This window comes from Streptomyces tendae (assembly GCF_008632955.1).
Lineage (GTDB): Bacteria > Actinomycetota > Actinomycetes > Streptomycetales > Streptomycetaceae > Streptomyces.
In genome coordinates this window covers 4,302,154-4,319,056 of the sequence record NZ_CP043959.1, presented here as the reverse complement: position 1 = coordinate 4,319,056, position 16,903 = coordinate 4,302,154, and the positions used below count along the sequence as shown (strand labels likewise).

15 protein-coding genes and 1 pseudogene are annotated in these 16,903 nt (G+C 72.3%); 11 read left to right on the top strand and 5 right to left on the bottom strand.

The features are described 5' to 3' along the window. Positions 1–142 precede the first annotated feature (142 nt). The 3 genes from F3L20_RS19815 (at position 143) to F3L20_RS19805 (ending at position 3,803) form a co-directional block, all read left to right on the top strand. Positions 143–1,903 (top strand): MOSC and FAD-binding oxidoreductase domain-containing protein, encoded by a 1,761-nt coding sequence (locus F3L20_RS19815; RefSeq protein ID WP_150155507.1) that lies wholly within the window; start codon positions 143–145, stop codon positions 1,901–1,903. A gap of 283 nt (positions 1,904–2,186) precedes the next feature. After that, positions 2,187–3,197 carry a sporulation protein gene (locus F3L20_RS19810; RefSeq protein WP_167534562.1) on the top strand — a complete coding sequence of 337 codons (1,011 nt, stop codon included), beginning with the start codon at positions 2,187–2,189 and terminating at the stop codon, positions 3,195–3,197. Positions 3,198–3,347: 150 nt separating this feature from the next. Then, entirely contained in the window at positions 3,348–3,803 is a 456-nt protein-coding gene (locus F3L20_RS19805; RefSeq protein ID WP_150155505.1) for a tellurite resistance TerB family protein, read from the top strand. Positions 3,804–3,878: 75 nt separating this feature from the next. Here the strand turns inward: F3L20_RS19805 and F3L20_RS19800 are convergent, their stop codons facing one another. Continuing rightward, entirely contained in the window at positions 3,879–4,811 is a 933-nt protein-coding gene (locus tag F3L20_RS19800) for a M56 family metallopeptidase (protein ID WP_150155504.1), read from the bottom strand. A 6-nt stretch (positions 4,812–4,817) separates the two neighbouring features. Next, positions 4,818–5,207, bottom strand: a complete 390-nt coding sequence (locus F3L20_RS19795; protein ID WP_145828211.1) for a BlaI/MecI/CopY family transcriptional regulator — start codon at positions 5,205–5,207, stop codon at positions 4,818–4,820. Positions 5,208–5,471: 264 nt separating this feature from the next. On the opposite strand from F3L20_RS19795, the gene F3L20_RS19790 reads away from it, so the two are divergent. Both F3L20_RS19790 and F3L20_RS19785 read left to right on the top strand, forming a co-directional pair. Next, positions 5,472–6,047, top strand: a complete 576-nt coding sequence (locus F3L20_RS19790; RefSeq protein ID WP_150155502.1) for a TerD family protein — start codon at positions 5,472–5,474, stop codon at positions 6,045–6,047. Between the two features lie 77 nt (positions 6,048–6,124). Continuing rightward, positions 6,125–6,415 carry a twin-arginine translocase TatA/TatE family subunit gene (locus F3L20_RS19785; RefSeq protein WP_150155501.1) on the top strand — a complete coding sequence of 97 codons (291 nt, stop codon included), beginning with the start codon at positions 6,125–6,127 and terminating at the stop codon, positions 6,413–6,415. A 6-nt stretch (positions 6,416–6,421) separates the two neighbouring features. Here F3L20_RS19785 and F3L20_RS19780 read toward each other — a convergent pair whose 3' ends face one another. After that, complete coding sequence (locus F3L20_RS19780; protein ID WP_150155500.1) at positions 6,422–7,378, bottom strand: RNA polymerase subunit sigma-70; 957 nt, start codon at positions 7,376–7,378, stop codon at positions 6,422–6,424. Between the two features lie 309 nt (positions 7,379–7,687). Then, positions 7,688–8,141, bottom strand: a pseudogene (locus tag F3L20_RS35705) (DUF2199 domain-containing protein). Positions 8,142–8,400: 259 nt separating this feature from the next. Here F3L20_RS35705 and F3L20_RS19770 point away from each other — a divergent pair. The 5 genes from F3L20_RS19770 (at position 8,401) to F3L20_RS19750 (ending at position 12,766) form a co-directional block, all read left to right on the top strand. Then, a complete protein-coding gene (locus tag F3L20_RS19770) occupies positions 8,401–9,066 on the top strand; it encodes a DedA family protein (protein ID WP_150155499.1) in 666 nt (221 codons plus the stop codon). Between the two features lie 89 nt (positions 9,067–9,155). Further along, positions 9,156–10,382 (top strand): sensor histidine kinase, encoded by a 1,227-nt coding sequence (locus tag F3L20_RS19765; protein ID WP_240810710.1) that lies wholly within the window; start codon positions 9,156–9,158, stop codon positions 10,380–10,382. Then, positions 10,373–11,017, top strand: coding sequence for a response regulator transcription factor (locus F3L20_RS19760; RefSeq protein WP_167534561.1), 645 nt, complete (start codon positions 10,373–10,375; stop codon positions 11,015–11,017). Before F3L20_RS19765 ends, F3L20_RS19760 begins: the two co-directional genes overlap by 10 nt. 35 nt (positions 11,018–11,052) lie before the next feature. Further along, complete coding sequence (locus F3L20_RS19755; RefSeq protein WP_150155497.1) at positions 11,053–11,616, top strand: hypothetical protein; 564 nt, start codon at positions 11,053–11,055, stop codon at positions 11,614–11,616. A gap of 52 nt (positions 11,617–11,668) precedes the next feature. Continuing rightward, on the top strand, positions 11,669–12,766 hold the full coding sequence (locus F3L20_RS19750) for a MerR family transcriptional regulator (RefSeq protein WP_167534706.1): 1,098 nt from the start codon (positions 11,669–11,671) through the stop codon (positions 12,764–12,766). 255 nt (positions 12,767–13,021) lie between these two features. On the opposite strand, the gene F3L20_RS19740 is transcribed toward F3L20_RS19750, so the two are convergent. After that, a complete protein-coding gene (locus F3L20_RS19740) occupies positions 13,022–15,106 on the bottom strand; it encodes an NPCBM/NEW2 domain-containing protein (protein WP_150155495.1) in 2,085 nt (694 codons plus the stop codon). Positions 15,107–15,615: 509 nt separating this feature from the next. On the opposite strand from F3L20_RS19740, the gene F3L20_RS19735 reads away from it, so the two are divergent. Further along, positions 15,616–16,902, top strand: coding sequence for an ABC transporter substrate-binding protein (locus F3L20_RS19735; protein ID WP_150155494.1), 1,287 nt, complete (start codon positions 15,616–15,618; stop codon positions 16,900–16,902). Position 16,903: the final 1 nt, after the last annotated feature.

The window sequence follows — 16,903 nt, the reverse complement described above, 5'->3', positions numbered from 1 at the left end:
TCCGAACACCGCCGCACCAGGGCGGTCACCCCCGTCGACGGGGGCGGTCGCCCGTCGACAGGGGGCGGCGGCCGCTCGCCTCGTTGATCCGGGCGGAACCGCCTAGGGTTTTCAGTAGCGAGCGCTGCGGAGAGGTGCGGTGATGGCGCGGCTGCTGTCGGTGAACGTCGGTCTGCCCCGGGACGTGCCCTGGCGGGGTGAGGCGGTGCACACCGGTGTCTACAAGAGCCCGGTCTCCGGCCGCCGGCGGGTCCGGCGCCTCAACATCGACGGCGACGGGCAGGGCGACCTGCGCGGCCACGGCGGCGAGATGCGGGCCGTGCTGGTCTACCAGGCCGACTCCTACCGGCACTGGGCCGCGCACTTCGGCCGCGACGACCTCGTCCACGGCAACTTCGGCGAGAACTTCACCGTCGAAGGACTCCCCGACGACGAGGTGTGCGTGGGGGACCGCTACCGGATCGGGACGGCGGTCTTCGAGGTCACCCAGCCGAGGGTGACCTGCTACCGCGTGGGGCTGCGCATGGGGGAGCCCCGCCTGCCCGCGCTGCTGGTCTCGCACGGGCGACCCGGCTTCTACCTGCGCGTGATCGACGAAGGTGAGGTGGAGGCGGGCCAGGAGATCGTCAAGGTCGCCGACGGGCCGGAACGCATGACCGTCGCGGAGATCGACGCCCTGCTCTACCGGCCGCCCCACCCCGCCGACCGCCTCGAACGAGCCCTGCGGGTGAACGCCCTCAGCCCCGGCTGGCAGGCGTCGTTCCGTGCCCTCCTGGACCAGGCGCGCGGCGACGGCGCCCGGCCGGCCGGCAACGCGGGACTCAGCCCGGCATCACTCACCCCGCCCGCGTGGGACGGCTTCCGGCCGCTCCGCGTCCAGCGCGTCGTCGACGAGACGCCGTCCATCCGTTCGCTCTGGCTCACCGATCCCGACGGGACGCCGCTGCCCGCCGCCCGACCGGGCCAGTACCTCACGCTGCGGGCCGGAGAGGCACCGGGGACGGTGCGTTCCTATTCCCTGTCCGGGCGGCCCGGCGCCCCCGGCTACCGGATCAGCGTGAAGCGCGAGGAACACGGGCGGGCCAGCACCTGGCTGCACACCGGCGTCCGGGCCGGCGACGACCTCCAGGCAGCGGCGCCCCGCGGCGCCTTCGTCCTCCAGGACCTCCGGGAGGACACCCTCCCCGTGGTGTTCGTCTCCGCCGGGGTGGGCGTCACGCCGCTCCTCGCCATGCTGCACTCCCTCGCCGACGACGCCGAGGCGCCGCGGCACCCGGTCTGGTGGCTCCACGCGACGCGGAACGAGCACACCCACGCCTTCGCCGGCGAGGTCCGCCGGCTGCTGGCTCGGCTGCCCGGCGCCCGGCTCCGCGTGTTCTACAGCAGGCCCGAGCCGGCCGCCTGCCTCACCGCCGGGACGACGGCCGGCCGGCTGACCGCCGACACCGTCGCGCGTCTCGGCCTCCCCGGCGACGCGCAGGCCTACGTGTGCGGACCGGAGCCCTTCATGCGGGACGTCACGGCAGCCCTCCGGCACCAGGGCACGCGCCACATCCACACGGAGATCTTCGGGGCGGGTCCCGGTTCCACGCCCGGGATCGCGGACACGAAGCGTCCGAGCCCGCACTCCCTGCCGTCCTCGGGCCCGGGCCCCCGGGTCGAGTTCGCCCGCAGCCAGGTGAGCGCGACGTGGAACGGCGACCACGACAGCTTGCTGGAACTCGCCGAGGCCTGCGACGTGCCGACCAGGTGGTCCTGCCGCACGGGAGTGTGCCGCACCTGCGAAACGGCGCTGATGTCCGGCGCGGTCGACTACACCACGGAACCGGTGGAGCAGCCCCCGCCCAGCTCGGCCCTCATCTGCTGCTCACGGCCCGCGCGGGACGTCATCCTCGACCTCTGAGCCACCCACCCGGCGTGTCACCCGTCCCGCCCGGCCGACCCGCCGACGCACCCGGTCGGACACAGCCCGTTTTCGGCCGTTTCCGGCGAGCCGCTTCCCACGGCGCCGTTTTCCGGCCCCGGGGCGTCCTATGCTTCTACGCGTCTGTAGAAGACTGAGGCGCCCGCGTCGGCCGCTCCGGCCGGGTGGCGCGCCTCCGGTGCCGCGGTGCACCGGCGGCTTCCCGGCCGCACGGCACCGCACCCACAGGAAACACACGCACGCAAAAGGAGTGGACGCCACCATGGTGTTCAAACGACTGCTCGGATCACTCGGCGTGGGCGGTCCCACGGTCGACACGGTCCTCGATCCGGGAGCGGCCCGCCCCGGTGGCGCGCTGACCGGTCAGGTCCATCTCGAGGGCGGCCAGACCGACTTCGACATCGAGCACATCACCCTGGAACTGGTGGCCCGGGTCGAGGCCGAACACGCCGAGGGTGAGAGCGAAGGCGTCGTCACCTTCGAGCGGTTCACCGTCGGCGGCGGCTTCCGGCTCGCCGCGGGCCTGCGGCACAGCGTCCCCTTCACGGTGGCCCTGCCGTGGGAGACGCCGATCACCGAGCTGTACGGCCAGCACCTCGGCATCGTCCTCGGCGTGCGCACCGAACTGGCGGTGGCCGGCGCCAAGGACAAGGGCGACCTGGACCAGCTGAGCATCGCCCCGCTGCCCGTCCAGGAGGCGGTCCTCGAGGCGTTCGGACAGCTCGGCTTCGGCTTCAGGTCTGCCGACCTGGAGTACGGGCACATCGCGGGCACCGGCCAGCGGCTGCCCTTCTACCAGGAGATCGAGCTCACCCCCGCGCCCCAGTACGCCCACCAGGTCAACGAGATCGAGGTGACCTTCCTGGCCGGTCCGGGCGGCGTCGAGGTCGTCCTGGAGGCGGACAAGCGCGGCGGCCTCTTCTCCGGCGGCCACGACGCGGTGACCCGCTTCGCCGTCGGGCACCACGACGCACGCGACTGGAACGCGGAAGTCGACGCCTGGGTACGCCAGTTGGTCGAGCACCGGGCGGCGTCCGGACATCACGGGCAGCACGGGGCGTACGCCCACGGGGGCTACGGCCACGGTGTCCCGTACGCGGGCCACGACTCCCACGGTCACGGTGACCACCACCGCGGCGGTCCCGGCGTGGGAACGGCCGTCGCCGCGGGCGCCGCCGGCCTCGCGGTCGGTGTCGTGGGCGGGATGGTGGCGGCCGAAGTGGTGGACGAGGCCGGTGACTTCTTCGAGGGCGGCGAGGAGGACGAGGGCTGACGACGGCCCGGGTGCTCCCTCAAGGGGGCACCGGCGGCGGGGCGGACGACCGCACCTCTCCGCCCCTGCTGGTAACTTCTACACCAATGTAGAAAGTGAGGGGCCCGGACCCCCCCGTCCGGGCCCCCGCCCGACACGTACGGAGTTCGCATGGCCCTCTGGGACCGCCTCAAGGAGTCCGCATCCACGATGCAGACCCAGCTCATGGCGAAGAAGAACGATCTGAAGAGCGGCGCCTTCCGGGACGCCGGCATGGCGATGTGCGCCCTGGTCGCCGCCGCCGACGGCAGCGTCGATCCCTCCGAGCGCCGGCGGGTCGCCCAGCTCATCGCCACCAACGAGGTGCTGCAGAACTTCCCCGCCGACGATCTGCGCCGCCGCTTCGAGGACAACCTCAACAAGCTCACCGCCGACTTCGCCTTCGGCAAGGTGAGCGTCATGCAGGAGATCGCCAAGGCGAAGAAGAAGCCCGCCGAGGCGCGGGCCGTCATCCAGATCGGCATCGTCATCGGCGGCGCCGACGGCGACTTCGACAAGGACGAGCAGGCCGTCGTCCGCGAGGCGTGCTACGCCCTGGACCTGCCGCCCCACGAGTTCGACCTCTGACCGGCCGGAGCGGCGTACGGGCCGGCACCCCCGCGGTGCCGGCCCGTCTCGTGTCCGTGGCTCACCGGGTGCGGCTCACAGCGGCGTGGCCGCGTGCAGGATGAGCACCATCGTCACCGCGGAGTTGGCGGACGACATCGCCGACACGACGGCCCCCGTGGCCGCGCCCCACGCGGCCACTCCCACCGCCGTGAACAACGAGGGCCACGTGCGCACCGCGGGCGCGGGCCCGAGCAGGGCCGCCACCCGGCGCGGCACCGGCCCCGCCGCGGCCAGACCGGCCAGGGTGGCGGACGGGGTGCCCCGGGACACCAGCGCGGCCTTGCCGATCGCGCGGGCCACCGTACGGCGGCTGCCGACCGTCCGGGCCGCGTCCTCGTCCGCCCACCGCTCCGTCGTGTACGACACCGCCGTACGCAACGGCCACAAGAACGGGTTGGCCTGCGCGGCCAGGCGCACCGTGAGCAGGAAGCGGTGGTGGCGGGCGGACAGATGGGCCCGCTCATGGGCGAACAGCGCCCGCCGCTCGGCCGGTTCGAGACAGTCCAGCATGGCCGTCGTCACCACCACCCGGTCCCGCCGGCCTCCCGGCAGCGCGTACGCGTACGGGGCGGCGTCGGGAAGCACGGCCACCTCCGTGTCCCGTAGCCCCGCCAGCGCCCGATGGGCACGGCGGCGCACCCGCGTGTGCCGCCACCACGTCCGGCCGCACGCGACCAGCACCGCGACCAGCGCGGGGATCGCCGCCTTGCCGACGACCTCGTCGTACGGGACCGCCGCCCGCACCTCGGGATCCGACCAGCCGTCGGGCAGCGGGTTGCCGGGGAGCTGGGCGGTGCCGACCACCATCACCAGCGCCAGGCAGAGCGTGCTGCACGCCGCCATCACCGCGGCCACCCCGGTCAGCAGCCGCGTCGCGGTCCGCGGATGCAGATGCTGCTCGGCCAGGCGCGCGATCGGCCACGCGGTGAGCGGCAGCACCAGCGGCAGAAAGACGAAGACCCCCATGAGGCTTCAGTCTTCCCCGTCGTGCCCCGCCGGACGCAGCAGCTCCCGGAGCAGCCGCTCGTCGTCCGGCCCCAGGCCGGTCACGAAGCTGGCCAGCACGGCCTCACGGTCGTTCTCGGAGTCCAGCACCTTGCGCATCCGCCGGGCGGCCAGCCCTGCCTGGTCCAGCGCGCACGTCCAGGCGAACGACCGGCCCGCCCGCTCCCGCGTGACGGCTCCCTTGGCCAGCAGCCGGGTCAGGATCGTGATCACCGTCGTGTACGCCAGGTCGCCGCCCAGCCGTTCCTGTACCCACCCGGCGGTCGCCGGACCGTCCGCCTCCCGGAGCGCCGACAGGACCAGCGCCTCCAGCTCACCCTGCCCCCGCCGCCGGGGACGCTGCCGCTGCTCGCCCACGTCCTGTCTCCTCCCTGCCGTCGTGCGTTCGCCGCGCGGCCATCGTATAGACGCCCGCACCCCCATCCGTCCGCGCGCGCCCGGCGCGAGGCTCGGGGCCGAGGGCTCGGGCGAGCTGACGGAGGGGCGCGGCCGGCCTCACGATGCGAACCGGGTCCGCACTTACGGTCGCACGCCCTGCCCCACCCTCTCTACAGTGATGTAGATTCGTGAGTCCGGACCCGAGCCGCGGGCCCGAACGCACCGGTCGAGAAGGAGCACACCGTGGGAGTTTCCCTGTCCAAGGGCGGCAACGTCTCGCTCAGCAAGGAGGCGCCGGGCCTGACCGCCGTCCTGGTCGGTCTCGGCTGGGACGTCCGCACGACCACCGGCACCGACTACGACCTCGACGCGTCCGCCCTGCTCCTCGACGCCTCCGGCAAGGTGCTGTCGGACCAGCACTTCGTCTTCTACAACAACCTCAAGAGCCCCGACGGTTCCGTGGAGCACACCGGTGACAACCTCACCGGTGAGGGCGAGGGCGACGACGAGAGCGTGAAGGTGAACCTCGCGGCCGTGCCCGCCGAGGTCGACCGGATCGTGTTCCCGGTGTCCATCCACGACGCGGAGAACCGCGGCCAGAGCTTCGGCCAGGTCCGCAACGCGTTCATCCGGATCGTCAACCAGGCCGGCGGCGCCGAGATCGCCCGCTACGACCTGTCCGAGGACGCCTCCACCGAGACCGCGATGGTCTTCGGCGAGCTCTACCGCAACGGCGCCGAGTGGAAGTTCCGCGCGGTCGGCCAGGGGTACGCCTCGGGCCTCGCCGGGATCGCCGCCGACTTCGGCGTGAACGTCTGACCCGCCGCTCCCCGCGCACCGTCAGTGCACTCGTGCCGCCCACGGCCCGGGTCCGGAGACAGAAAGAGCAGGACACCATGTTCGGACTGAGCGAACTGGCCGTCATCCTGATCGTCGTCATCGCGCTGATCCTGGCCAGGAAGGGACCCGAACTCGCCCGCAACGCGGGCAAGTCGGCCCGCATCCTCAAGGCCGAGGCACAGGCCATGAAGAGGGCGGAGCAGGAGGAGGCACAGGCACGGGGCGCGGACGCCTCCCCCCGGATCATCCAGGGGGAGGCCGTTGCGGGCCCGGGAGCGCCCGCAACCGGCCCGGAACGGCCGTCCGCCGACACGGACGGCATCCCGCCGCAGGGCAGCAGGGCGTAGGCCCGCCTACAGAGCCTCCGGCAGCCCGAGCGAGGGGAACCGGTCGTCGTGGAACGTGACGATCTCGGCGACCGCCCCGCCGACGACCCGTAGGACGTCGACCGTCAGGGGCAGGTGGGCGCCCGTCCGCTCCCGCCGGAGGTAGAAGGCGACGGCCGGCTGCCGGTTCACCGACGTGACGACGGCCCGCAGGCCCTCGAGGTCCTGGAAGCCGCTCTCCACCCAGTCGGCGACCACCGCGTCACGCCCCACGTGCAGTCCGGGCGTGGGCGGCATCGAGCAGCGGACGTCGTCCCGCAGCAGGGCGGCGATCCCGTCGACGTCCGTGGCCACGACGGCGTCGGTGTAGCGGCGCACCAGCTCGCGCGTCCCCGCGTCCTGGCCGCCGCCGGACCAGTCCCGCCGCTCGGCGGGCAGATGCTCCCGCATGCCGGCGCGGGCCCGCTGCAGCGCGCTGTTCACCGAGTTGACCGAGTGACCCAGGAGCCGCGCGACGTCCTTGGCCGGCCAGCCGAGCACGTCCCGCAGCAGCAGCACGGCCCGCGGGCGCGGCGCCAGGTGCTGCACGGCGACGACGTACGCCAGCTCGATCGTCTCCCGCGCCACCGCGGCGCTCTCCGGCTCGTCCCCTTCCCCCGCGGGCAGCTCGTCGAGCAGCCGGTCCGGGTACGGCTGGAGCCACAGCACCTCGCCGCCGGTCGCCGGCTCGGGCCTGCACTTGGCGAGCAGGTCGAGACACGCGTTGGTGGCGATCCGGTACAGCCAGGCCCGGAACGTCGACCGCCCCTCGAACGTCTCCCGCCGCCGCCACGCCCGCAGGAACGTCTCCTGCACGGTGTCCTCGGCGTCCTCGAACGACCCGAGCATCCGGTAGCAGTGCACTTGCAGCTCCCGCCGGTGCCGCTCCGCCATCCGGGAGAACGCCGTCTCACCGACCGCGTCCAGCGTCCCGTCCACACTCATCACGCCACCCGTCCGTCCGCCTCGTGGAACCCTGTCGTACGTATGACGGGCGGCCCGGCGAAAACTCATCACCGAGCACACGACGCCGTGGGCGCACGGGGGTCACGGAACGATCAGCCCCGCGGCCGTTCCCCCGGAAGCCGCGGGCGCCGAGGTGGAACGGCCGCAGGCGCTCCTCGAAGGCGACGTGCAGCCACCCCCACCCCCCGCACGGGCCCCGACAGCCGCCGCCCCGACCAACACGGAGCCACGCCGTTCGAACGGCAACCAGTCCCGGGCCACCACCGGGGCGCCGTATGCCGCCGGCCGTCAGCCTTCGGCCGGGTGGAGCACAGCCGTGGCGATCTCCCGTACCCGGTCCACGGTGATCCCCGTTCGCTGTTCCACGGCCAGGGCGTGGTTCGTGGGTTCGAGCTCGACGTAGGGACGCTCACCGACCGGGCGGGTGTGTACGAGCGTCTTCAGGTTGAGGGTCGTTTCCGGGTAGACCAGCAGTTCGGTGGTGAGCCAGCCGAAGTACGGCTTCTCGTCCTCACGGCCGGCTGGTCCCAAAGGTCCGCGCGCGGGCGAAGTTCTCGCGGCTCAGCGACACCCAGACGCCCCAGGAGAACACGTCGTCCGTGTCGACGACCGGTACCTCGATCAGGCCCTTGACGAAGTAGTGCGCGCCCTGGATGACGCACTGGTCCGAGGAGAGCAGGCAGTCCTCGGCACCGGCGAAGGCCGCGTTCCATACGGCCGGAGCGTCGGCCGAGTAGTGCATCGGCAGCTCGGCGTGGTGGGAGCCGCAGCCCGTGCAGGTGAATCCGGGATCACTGACCATGGCGCGGGAGTCTAACCCCGCATGTGCAGCTGGTGATCTTCACAGCACTCCGTGCGGGGTGCGGGTTCCCGCAGGGTGGGGGGTGCGGGAAACCGCAGCGGGTCGGGCGGAGATCCGCATACCCGCGCTGACCTGCGCTTTCTAGCGTGGTGGGAGTCGGTGTCCGCCCGGGTGCCGGCCCCGCCGACTGGGAGACCGTATGCGTTTCACCTCCTCACCCCTGCCCGCCGCACCCGCCGACGGCATCGCGGGCTGGGCCGCCGATCTCGTCGGGACCCTGGGCGGTCCGGGCGCCGGCCTGGCCATCGCGCTGGAGAACCTCTTTCCGCCGCTGCCCAGCGAGGTGATCCTCCCGCTCACCGGGTTCGCCGCAGGGCAGGGCGTGATCACCCTGGTGTCGGCCCTGTTCTGGACGACGCTCGGCTCGGTCACCGGAGCAGTGGTCCTCTACGGCATCGGCGCGCTGTTCGGCCGGGACCGCATACACGCCCTGTGGGCCAAGCTGCCGCTGGTCAAGGCATCCGACCTGCGGCGCACCGAGGCATGGTTCGCGAAGCACGGCACCAAGGCGGTCCTCCTCGGCCGCATGGTGCCGATCTTCCGCAGTCTCATCTCCGTCCCCGCGGGCGTGGAACGCATGCCGCTGCCCGTGTTCGTCACGCTGACCACCCTCGGCAGTCTGATCTGGAACGCGGCCCTGGTGATGTCCGGTTACTGGCTGGGCGACCAGTGGGCGACCGTCGGGACCTACGTCGGCGCCGTCTCCAAGGCCGTACTCGCTCTCGTCGTCGTCGCGCTCGTCTCGTACGTGGCTCTGCGACTGCGCGGCAGCAGCCGGGCCGCCCGCCACCGTCGTGCGTCATGACGCGCCACTCCCGAACGTCCGCGGGAGCGCCGCCCGCCGAACAGAACCGATCTTGCTCCCTCCGACCGGCCGCACTACGCTCAACTCCCGTGCAGGGAAACTCCGCAGGCATCACCGCCGCCCACCCCCTGCCCAACCCCCGAGGACAGGACGTCCACGGGGACGACGACACCACCGTCACGGCGCCCGCCTCCCGGGTGCGCCGCTGCGCCGGCACACTCCTCGGCTGCGCCACGGCCTTCCTCGGTCTCCTCTACCTGCTCGTCGTCGGAACCGTCCTCGGTCCGTTCCTCCTGTGGCCCACGACCCGTACCACCGCGCTGGCGGCCCTCACCGCGGGAGCCCGCCGGCTGACGGCCCTGGAGCGGGCCCGACGGGCCGTCCTGTTCGGCGACCGCTTCCCCGAGCACTACGAGGCGTCCGCACAGCAGACCCTCCGCTACCTGGCCGCACGCACCTACGCGGGCCTGCTGAGCAGCGTGGTGGTCGCGCTGCTCGGCTTCGGCATGGTCCTGGCCGGCCTGCTGGCCGTGGGACTGGCCCGGGGTTCCCTCGGCTGGGACGAACTGCTCCTGCAGACGTCCCTCGGCGGCGTGCTGCTCTTCCTCGACGTCCAGGGTCTCCGCACGCTCGGCGCCCTGGACGCGCGCCTCGCCCGCGAATGCTTCGGCCCCTCCGAACGGGACATGCTGCGGCAGCGTATCGACGACCTGGCCGCCAGCCGGGCAGCGGTCGTCCAGGCGGTGGACACGGAACGCCGGCGGATCGAACGGGACCTCCACGACGGTATCCAGCAGCGCCTCGTGGCCCTCGGCATGCTCCTCGGCCGGGCCCGCCGGGCACGCGGCCCGGAGCAGCCGGACACACTCCTGCGCCAGGCCCACCAGGAGACCCAGGACCTCCTGGCGGAACTGCGCGAGGTGACCTGGCGCATCTACCCCTCCGCGCTGGACAGCCTGGGCCTCGAGGAGGCACTGAGCGGCGTGTCCGAACGGGCTGCCCTCCCCGTCCGGACGGAGTTCGACGTCACGGTTGAGCTGCCGCGCGCCGTGGAGACGGCGGCCTACTTCGTGGTGTCGGAGTCCGTGACGAACGCGGCCAAGCACTCCGGTGCGACGGACGTCTCCGTACGCGTGGGCCTCCACGACCGGCTGCTCACCGTACGGATCAGCGACAACGGCCGCGGCGGCGCCGATCCCACCGGCAGCGGGCTGAGCGGACTGAGCAGCAGGGTCGCCGCCCTCGACGGCGTCCTGCACGTCGACAGCCCCGACGGGGGACCCACCACCATCACCGCGGAACTGCCATGCGCCTGATGATCGCCGAGGACTCGACCCTGCTGCGAGAAGGGCTGGTGCGGCTGCTCGTCGAGGAAGGACACGACGTCCTGGGCGCGTACGGCGACGCCGACGCACTCCTCGCGCAACTGCCCTCGCGACGCCCCGACGTCGTCGTCCTCGACATCCGCATGCCCCCGACCCACACCGACGAGGGCCTGCGCGCGGCGCTGACCGTCCGCGAACGGTGGCCGGACGTCGGCGTGCTGGTGCTGTCCCAGCACATCGAGCGGAACTACGCGGCCAAGCTGCTGGCGAGCAACGTGGAACGGGTGGGCTACCTCCTCAAGGACCGCGTCGCCCAGGTCGAGGAGTTCCTGGACGCGCTGGACCGCGTCCACGCCGGCGGTGCCGCCATCGACCCCGAGGTCGTACGGCAGCTGGTCGTCCGCACGACCCACACCGACCCCCTGACCCGCCTCACCCCCCGCGAACGTACCGTCCTCGAAACCCTGGCCCAGGGACACACCAACGCGGCGATCGCGCAGAAGCTGCACATCTCCCAGAGCTCCGTCGAGAAGAACCTCAACGCGATCTTCGACAAACTGGACCTGACCCACACCACCGGCTACAGCCGCCGCATCCTGGCAGTCCTCCGATACCTGGAGTCATGAGACTCACCGGCCGGTCACCCATGAGGAGCGACGACATGCGGCCAGTGCTGCTGCTGGATGTGGACGGCCCGCTGAACCCGTACGCCGCCCAGCCACAACGCCGACCGGCCGGCTACGGGACGCACCGCCTGCTGACCCCTCGCTGGGAAGCCTTGGAACGCCGTCGGCTGGAGGAGTGGGGGACACCGGACAGACCGGTGAAGCCGCTGCGGGTGTGGCTCAACCCCCACCACGGCCCGCAATTGCTGTCCCTGCCCTTCGACCTCGTGTGGGCGACGACGTGGGAGGAAGAGGCCAACACCTTCATCGCGCCGGTCCTGGGCCTGCCCGAACTTCCCTACCTCACCTGGCCGTCACCACGGCCGGAGCCCGAGGACGGCGTGTTCTGGAAGACCCCCCTGATCACCACATGGGCGAAGGGCCGCCCGTTCGCCTGGGTCGACGACGACATCACCGACGCGGACCGCACCTGGGTCCGGACCCACCACCAAGGCCCCGCCCTCCTCCACCGGATCGACCCCCGCCGCGGCCTGACCCCCGCCGACTTCACCATCCTGGCGTCCTGGGCCACCGGTACGGGTGAGCGCGGTCGCGCTTGACCCTTACGTGGCGTCAGGGCGCATAGTCGGGGCCGTGGAGGATCACTGGACCGTGGGGCAGGTGGCCGAACTGGCCGATGTGACCGTGCGGACGCTGCATCACTACGACGCCGTCGGGCTGGTCCGGCCGTCGGCGCGTACCCCGGCCGGGTACCGGGCCTACGCGGCGGGTGACGTGGAGCGGCTGCGGCAGGTGCTGGCCTACCGGCGGCTGGGCTTCGGACTGCGGGAGATCGCCGAACTGGTCGCTGATCCGCACACCGACGCGGTCGCGCACCTGCGCCGGCTGCGTGGCCTGCTGCTGGAACGGCGGGACCGCGCCGACGCCATGGTGGCGGCCATCGACAGGGAACTCACAGCACGCGCGAGGGGAGTGACGGTGTCACCGGAGGAGCAGCTGGAGATGGTCGGACCACGCCTGTACGACGCGATCGGCGGGGCGTACACCGCGACCCGCCGCACGGAGCCGCGGATCGCGGCGCGGATCTGGGACGCGCTGGGGGACGCGCGCACGGTGCTGAACGTCGGGGCCGGCACCGGTTCCTACGAGCCCACCCACCTTGACGTGACCGCCGTGGAGCCGTCCGCGGTCATGCGGGGGCAGCGGCCCGCCGGTGCGGCGCCGTGCGTGGCCGCCGCCGCGGAGAGACTGCCGTTCGGCGACGGCGTCTTCGACGCCGCGATGGCCGTCTCCACCGTTCACCACTGGGGCGACCCGATCGCGGGCCTGCGGGAGATGCGGCGCGTCGCCCGCCGCGTCGTGGTGCTCACGTTCGACACCGACCAGCCCGGCTGGCAAGGCCGCTTCTGGCTCACCCGCGACTACCTCCCCGAGTTCGCCGACGTCCTCTCGGGCTTCCCCTCCCTCGCCGGGATGGCCGACGCGCTCGGTGCACGCGCCGAACCGGTGCCGGTCCCGTGGGACTGCGCCGACGGCCTGTTCGAGGCGTACTGGCGCCGTCCGACGGCGTATCTGGAAAAGCGCGTGCGTCGCGCGATGTCGGTGTGGACGAGGGTGGGGGAGGAGGCCGAGCAGCGGGCGGTGCGCGGCCTCAGGGACGACCTCGACTCAGGCCGGTGGGCCGAGCGCAACGGCGAACTGACCACCCTCGACACCGCGGACCTCGGCCTCCGCCTGCTCATCACGTGACGGAAGTCAGGGAGTGTGCGAGCCATCGGCTGCCCGGGACGAAGCAAACGATCGCCGCGGCCATGCCCTTGCTCACCGGCGAGTTCACCGGCCGCGGGACGGCGGTCGCCGGCGGCCTCGGCGCGTGACCCGCGCGGGGTGCGCCCGTGCGCCCGCCGGGAGGCGCTCGCCGGGAGGCGCGCGCACCCCGCCCGCCCACGTCCGAAGGCGCTCGGCACACGGGCGAGGTGCGGCCTCACGACGTGACGGGCCCGCTCAGCAGGTGGCGTCGAGCCCCGCCCAGTCGGCGCGGTCGTTGTAGCCGCCGTCGCCGCCGTCCCCGACCACCAGGTCGAGCATACGGACACCGGTGAGGTCGACGTCGGCCTCGCGGACGTCGTCACGGCTCAGGACCCCGCTGTCGAACAGCACCCGTCCGTCCCCGATCACCTGGAAGTCCGACGTGCCGCCCTCCGGGCCGACGTTGCGGACGGCGTCGTCGATGCCGACGGTCGCCCGCAGCCGGGTGCACCGGTCACCGAGGTAGTAGCGAACGCTGGAGGGCGAGGCGACCCCGAGGCCGGTCGGGTGGACCTGACCGAGCATGCTGATCGGCGACCCGCCGCCGACACTCCGGTCGACCGTCGGGCTCATCCACCCGCTGGTGGCACTGATCCAGCCGTGGTGCGACAGGACGACGTCACCGTCGGGGGCGATCGGTGCCACGGTCAGCGCCGCACTCGTCTCCTGTTCGACACGGCCCTTGCCGGTGACCTCGTACGACGTCGTCGCTGTCAGCGCGGTGCCGCCCGGCGTGGCGTCGGGCGGCAGCGTCACCGCGAAGGCGAGCGTGACGGAACGCCTGGGCGTCAGCACCCCGGGTGCCGTGCCGAGCGGGCGTACGGTCCAGCCGTCGGGCACGTCCAGCCGCACCCGGGGTGAACCGACCGACCGGGCGCCGTCGTTGCGCACGGTGACCTCGACCCGGGCACGGTCGCCGCCGGCGGCCACCGGAGCGATCCCGGCCGGGACGGCGTCGCCGCCGACGGCGGTCACCTGCGGCAGGCCGGCCACGACATGCGGAACACCGGGCCTGCCCGTGGCCCGCCCGACCCGGAACAGGGCCGCACCGTGGGCGGGGACGGCGGCACTGATGGTGCCCGCGCTCTCGGTGACCCGGTCGGTCCACACGTCCTTGACGGTGAAGCGGCCACCGGACAGCCCCACCGAGCGGGCCGTCGTGGTGAGCGTCGCGGGACTGTCGCCGCGGTTGAGCAGCACCACGGCACGGTCACCGTCGGCCAGCCGCTTCACCCACGTCTCCGTCGTGCCGGCGGGGCCGACGCGGACGGCCTGGACGGCGGCCGTGTCCTGGTTGACGGCGAGGACGTCGGGGTCCGTGAGGATGCCGAGCGAGGCCGTACTGAGCTGCCGGACGTCGCTGCCGATCACCAGCGGCGCGGCCGCCACCGACCACAGCGTCATCTGCGTACGGAACTCCTCGTCGCTCATGCCCAGTTCGGGTCCGAGGTAGTCGGGGTCGTTGAAGTGTCCGGGCCCGGCGACCTCCGGGTGCCGCGCGTTCGCGTCGTAGTTGCGCAGCACGTCCTTGAACTTGATCTCGCCCACGAAGCCCACGTCCGTGTACGTCCGCCAGGACTGCGCGATCGCCGGTGCGTACGACCAGGAGTGCGTCGACTGCTGTTCCTCCGGATAGGTGCCCCAGTCCGGGGAGGTCACCGGGTTGCACAGGTTGAAGAGCATGGGGCGGCCGGCGGCGTTGTTCCGCAGGGCCTGCGCGAACTCGGTGTAGACGGTCTTCGGGTCGAGGTCCGCGGCGATCCCGCAGAGGTAGTCGACCTTGACGGCGTCGAACTCCCAGGCCGCGAACTGGTCCGCGTCGTGCTGGTAGTGGCCGTGGCTGCCCAGCCCGCACTTGCCGGGGATGTAGGGCCCGGCGTCGGTGTAGATGCCTGCCTTGAGGCCCTTGGAGTGGATGTAATCGACCAGCGGGGCGAGCCCGTCGGGGAACTGGGCGGGGTTGGCCACCAGGTCGCCGGCCTCGTCGCGTGGCGTCGGCGCCGCCCAGTTGCCGTCGATCCAGACGTACTCGTAGCCGGCGTCGCGCAGACCGCTGCTGACGAGGAAGTCGGCCGTCGACCTGATCTCCGCGTCGGTCGGGTCGCCCCCCAGGGCGTAGTAGGTGTTCCAGCCCATGTACGGCGTAGGGCTGAGCACCTGCGTGGGTGCAGCCGGTGCCGTTCGGGCGGCCTCACCGGTCTCAGGGGCCGCGTGGGCGGGGGCCTGCGCGACCAGCAAGGCGGTCAGGAGGGCCGGCAGGACGGTGAGATGTCGTTTCACATCGGATCCTTCGCTGTCCGATCAGGCGGGCGACCCGTCCCGGACGTGCGTCCGGCCGCCGCCTCACGGGGGATGCGGCGGGTCGCCTCGGGGTCCGTCAACGGACGTAGGCCTGCGGGATGTTGGCCAGGATCCTGACGGTCGTCCCCGCGCCCGTCAAGAATATTTCCTAAATTAACAGTTACTCCTCCTCGCCGTGGGGATGGCGCGTGGCCGCCACCGGCCGCCGCTCAAATTAATTAGGAATAATTGTTGACATGGCCTCCGTGCGGCGCCACAGTCTTCGCCGTGGCACCGGTCGGCATCCTCGGCCGGCTCCGGCCGCTCCGGCGGCGCCGACCGACCGTGCCGCCCACCCCGCTCTCGCCCGCGGGGTACATGAATCTCCATTAATTAGTAATTAACCTTGACGTGGCTCGCTCGCCACGCGAACCTGTATGCGCCGCGAGCAGCGCCCGGCCCGCACCGGGGGCCGGCTCCCGCCGCGCGGATCCCCCAGGGAGTGCTCCATGATCAACCAACAGCCCAGCCGACGACGCTTCCTCGCCGGGCTCGGCGCCGCCGGCACGGCCGCCCTGCTCAGCGGCTGCGTCACCTCCGGCTCGTCCGGCAAGAGCTCCTCCGGGGGAGCGGTGACCCTCCAGTCCAACCTGTCCGCCCCGCAGGCCAAGGCCGCGATGGAGGACCTGGTGGCCGCGTACGGCAAGAAGGGGACCGGCGAGGTCAGCCTGAACACGGTCGCCGCCGAGACCTTCCGCACCCAGCTGCCGACGTACCTCACCTCGGCCAACCCGCCGGACGTCTACACCTGGTACCCGGGGTCCGTCGCCGACGCCTACGCCCGCAAGGACCTGCTGCTCGACCTCGGCGAGGTCTGGTCGTCACCCGAACTGCGCGGCTACTCCAAGGCGTTGAGCGGCCTCTGCACGGCGACCTCGGGCAAGAAGGTCTTCGTGCCCACGACCTACTACTGGTGGGGCATGTTCTACCGGAAGTCGAACTTCGCCAAGTGGGGCGTCAGCGAACCGAAGACCTGGGACGACTTCCTCGACCTGTGCGACAAGCTCAAGAGCAAGGGCGTCACCCCCATCGGCCTCGGCGCGGGCGGCAACACCGCATGGGTCGCCTCGGCCTGGTTCGACTACCTGAACATCCGCATCAACGGCGCCCGGTACCACCGCGAACTCCTCGCCGGCACGCACCGTTTCGACGACCCCGAGGTGCGCAGGGTCTTCGACCGCTGGCAGGAGGTGCTGCCGTACTTCGACCCGGACGGCACCGCCGTCGCCTTCCAGGACGCCTCCACCTCCATGCTCAACGGCCGCAGCGCCATGATGCTGATCGGCACCTTCTTCGCCGACGCCGCGCCCAAGGACGCCCTCGACGACATCGACTTCTTCCGCTTCCCCGTCATCGACCCGAAGGTCCCGCTCGCCGAAGAGGCGCCCACCGACGGCTACTTCGCCGGGGCCCGCACCGGCCGCCGCGACGAGGTGATCGACCTGATGCGCTTCCTCGGCACCGCCGAGGCCCAGGAGATCTACATCAAGGGCTCCTCGGGCACCGTCCTGCCCTGCCACCCGGACGCCAAGGACGCCGGCACCCCGCTGGTCGTCAAGGGACGCAAGCACATCGAGGAGGCGGCCGAGATCACCCAGTTCTTCAACCGTGACTCCAGCGACGCCCTCCAGCCCACCGCCGACAACGCGCTGACCCGCTTCATCGCCGAGCCCAAGTCCATCGGCTCCGTCCTCACCACGTGGCAGCGCGACGCCGAGAAGATCTGGAACGTCTGAC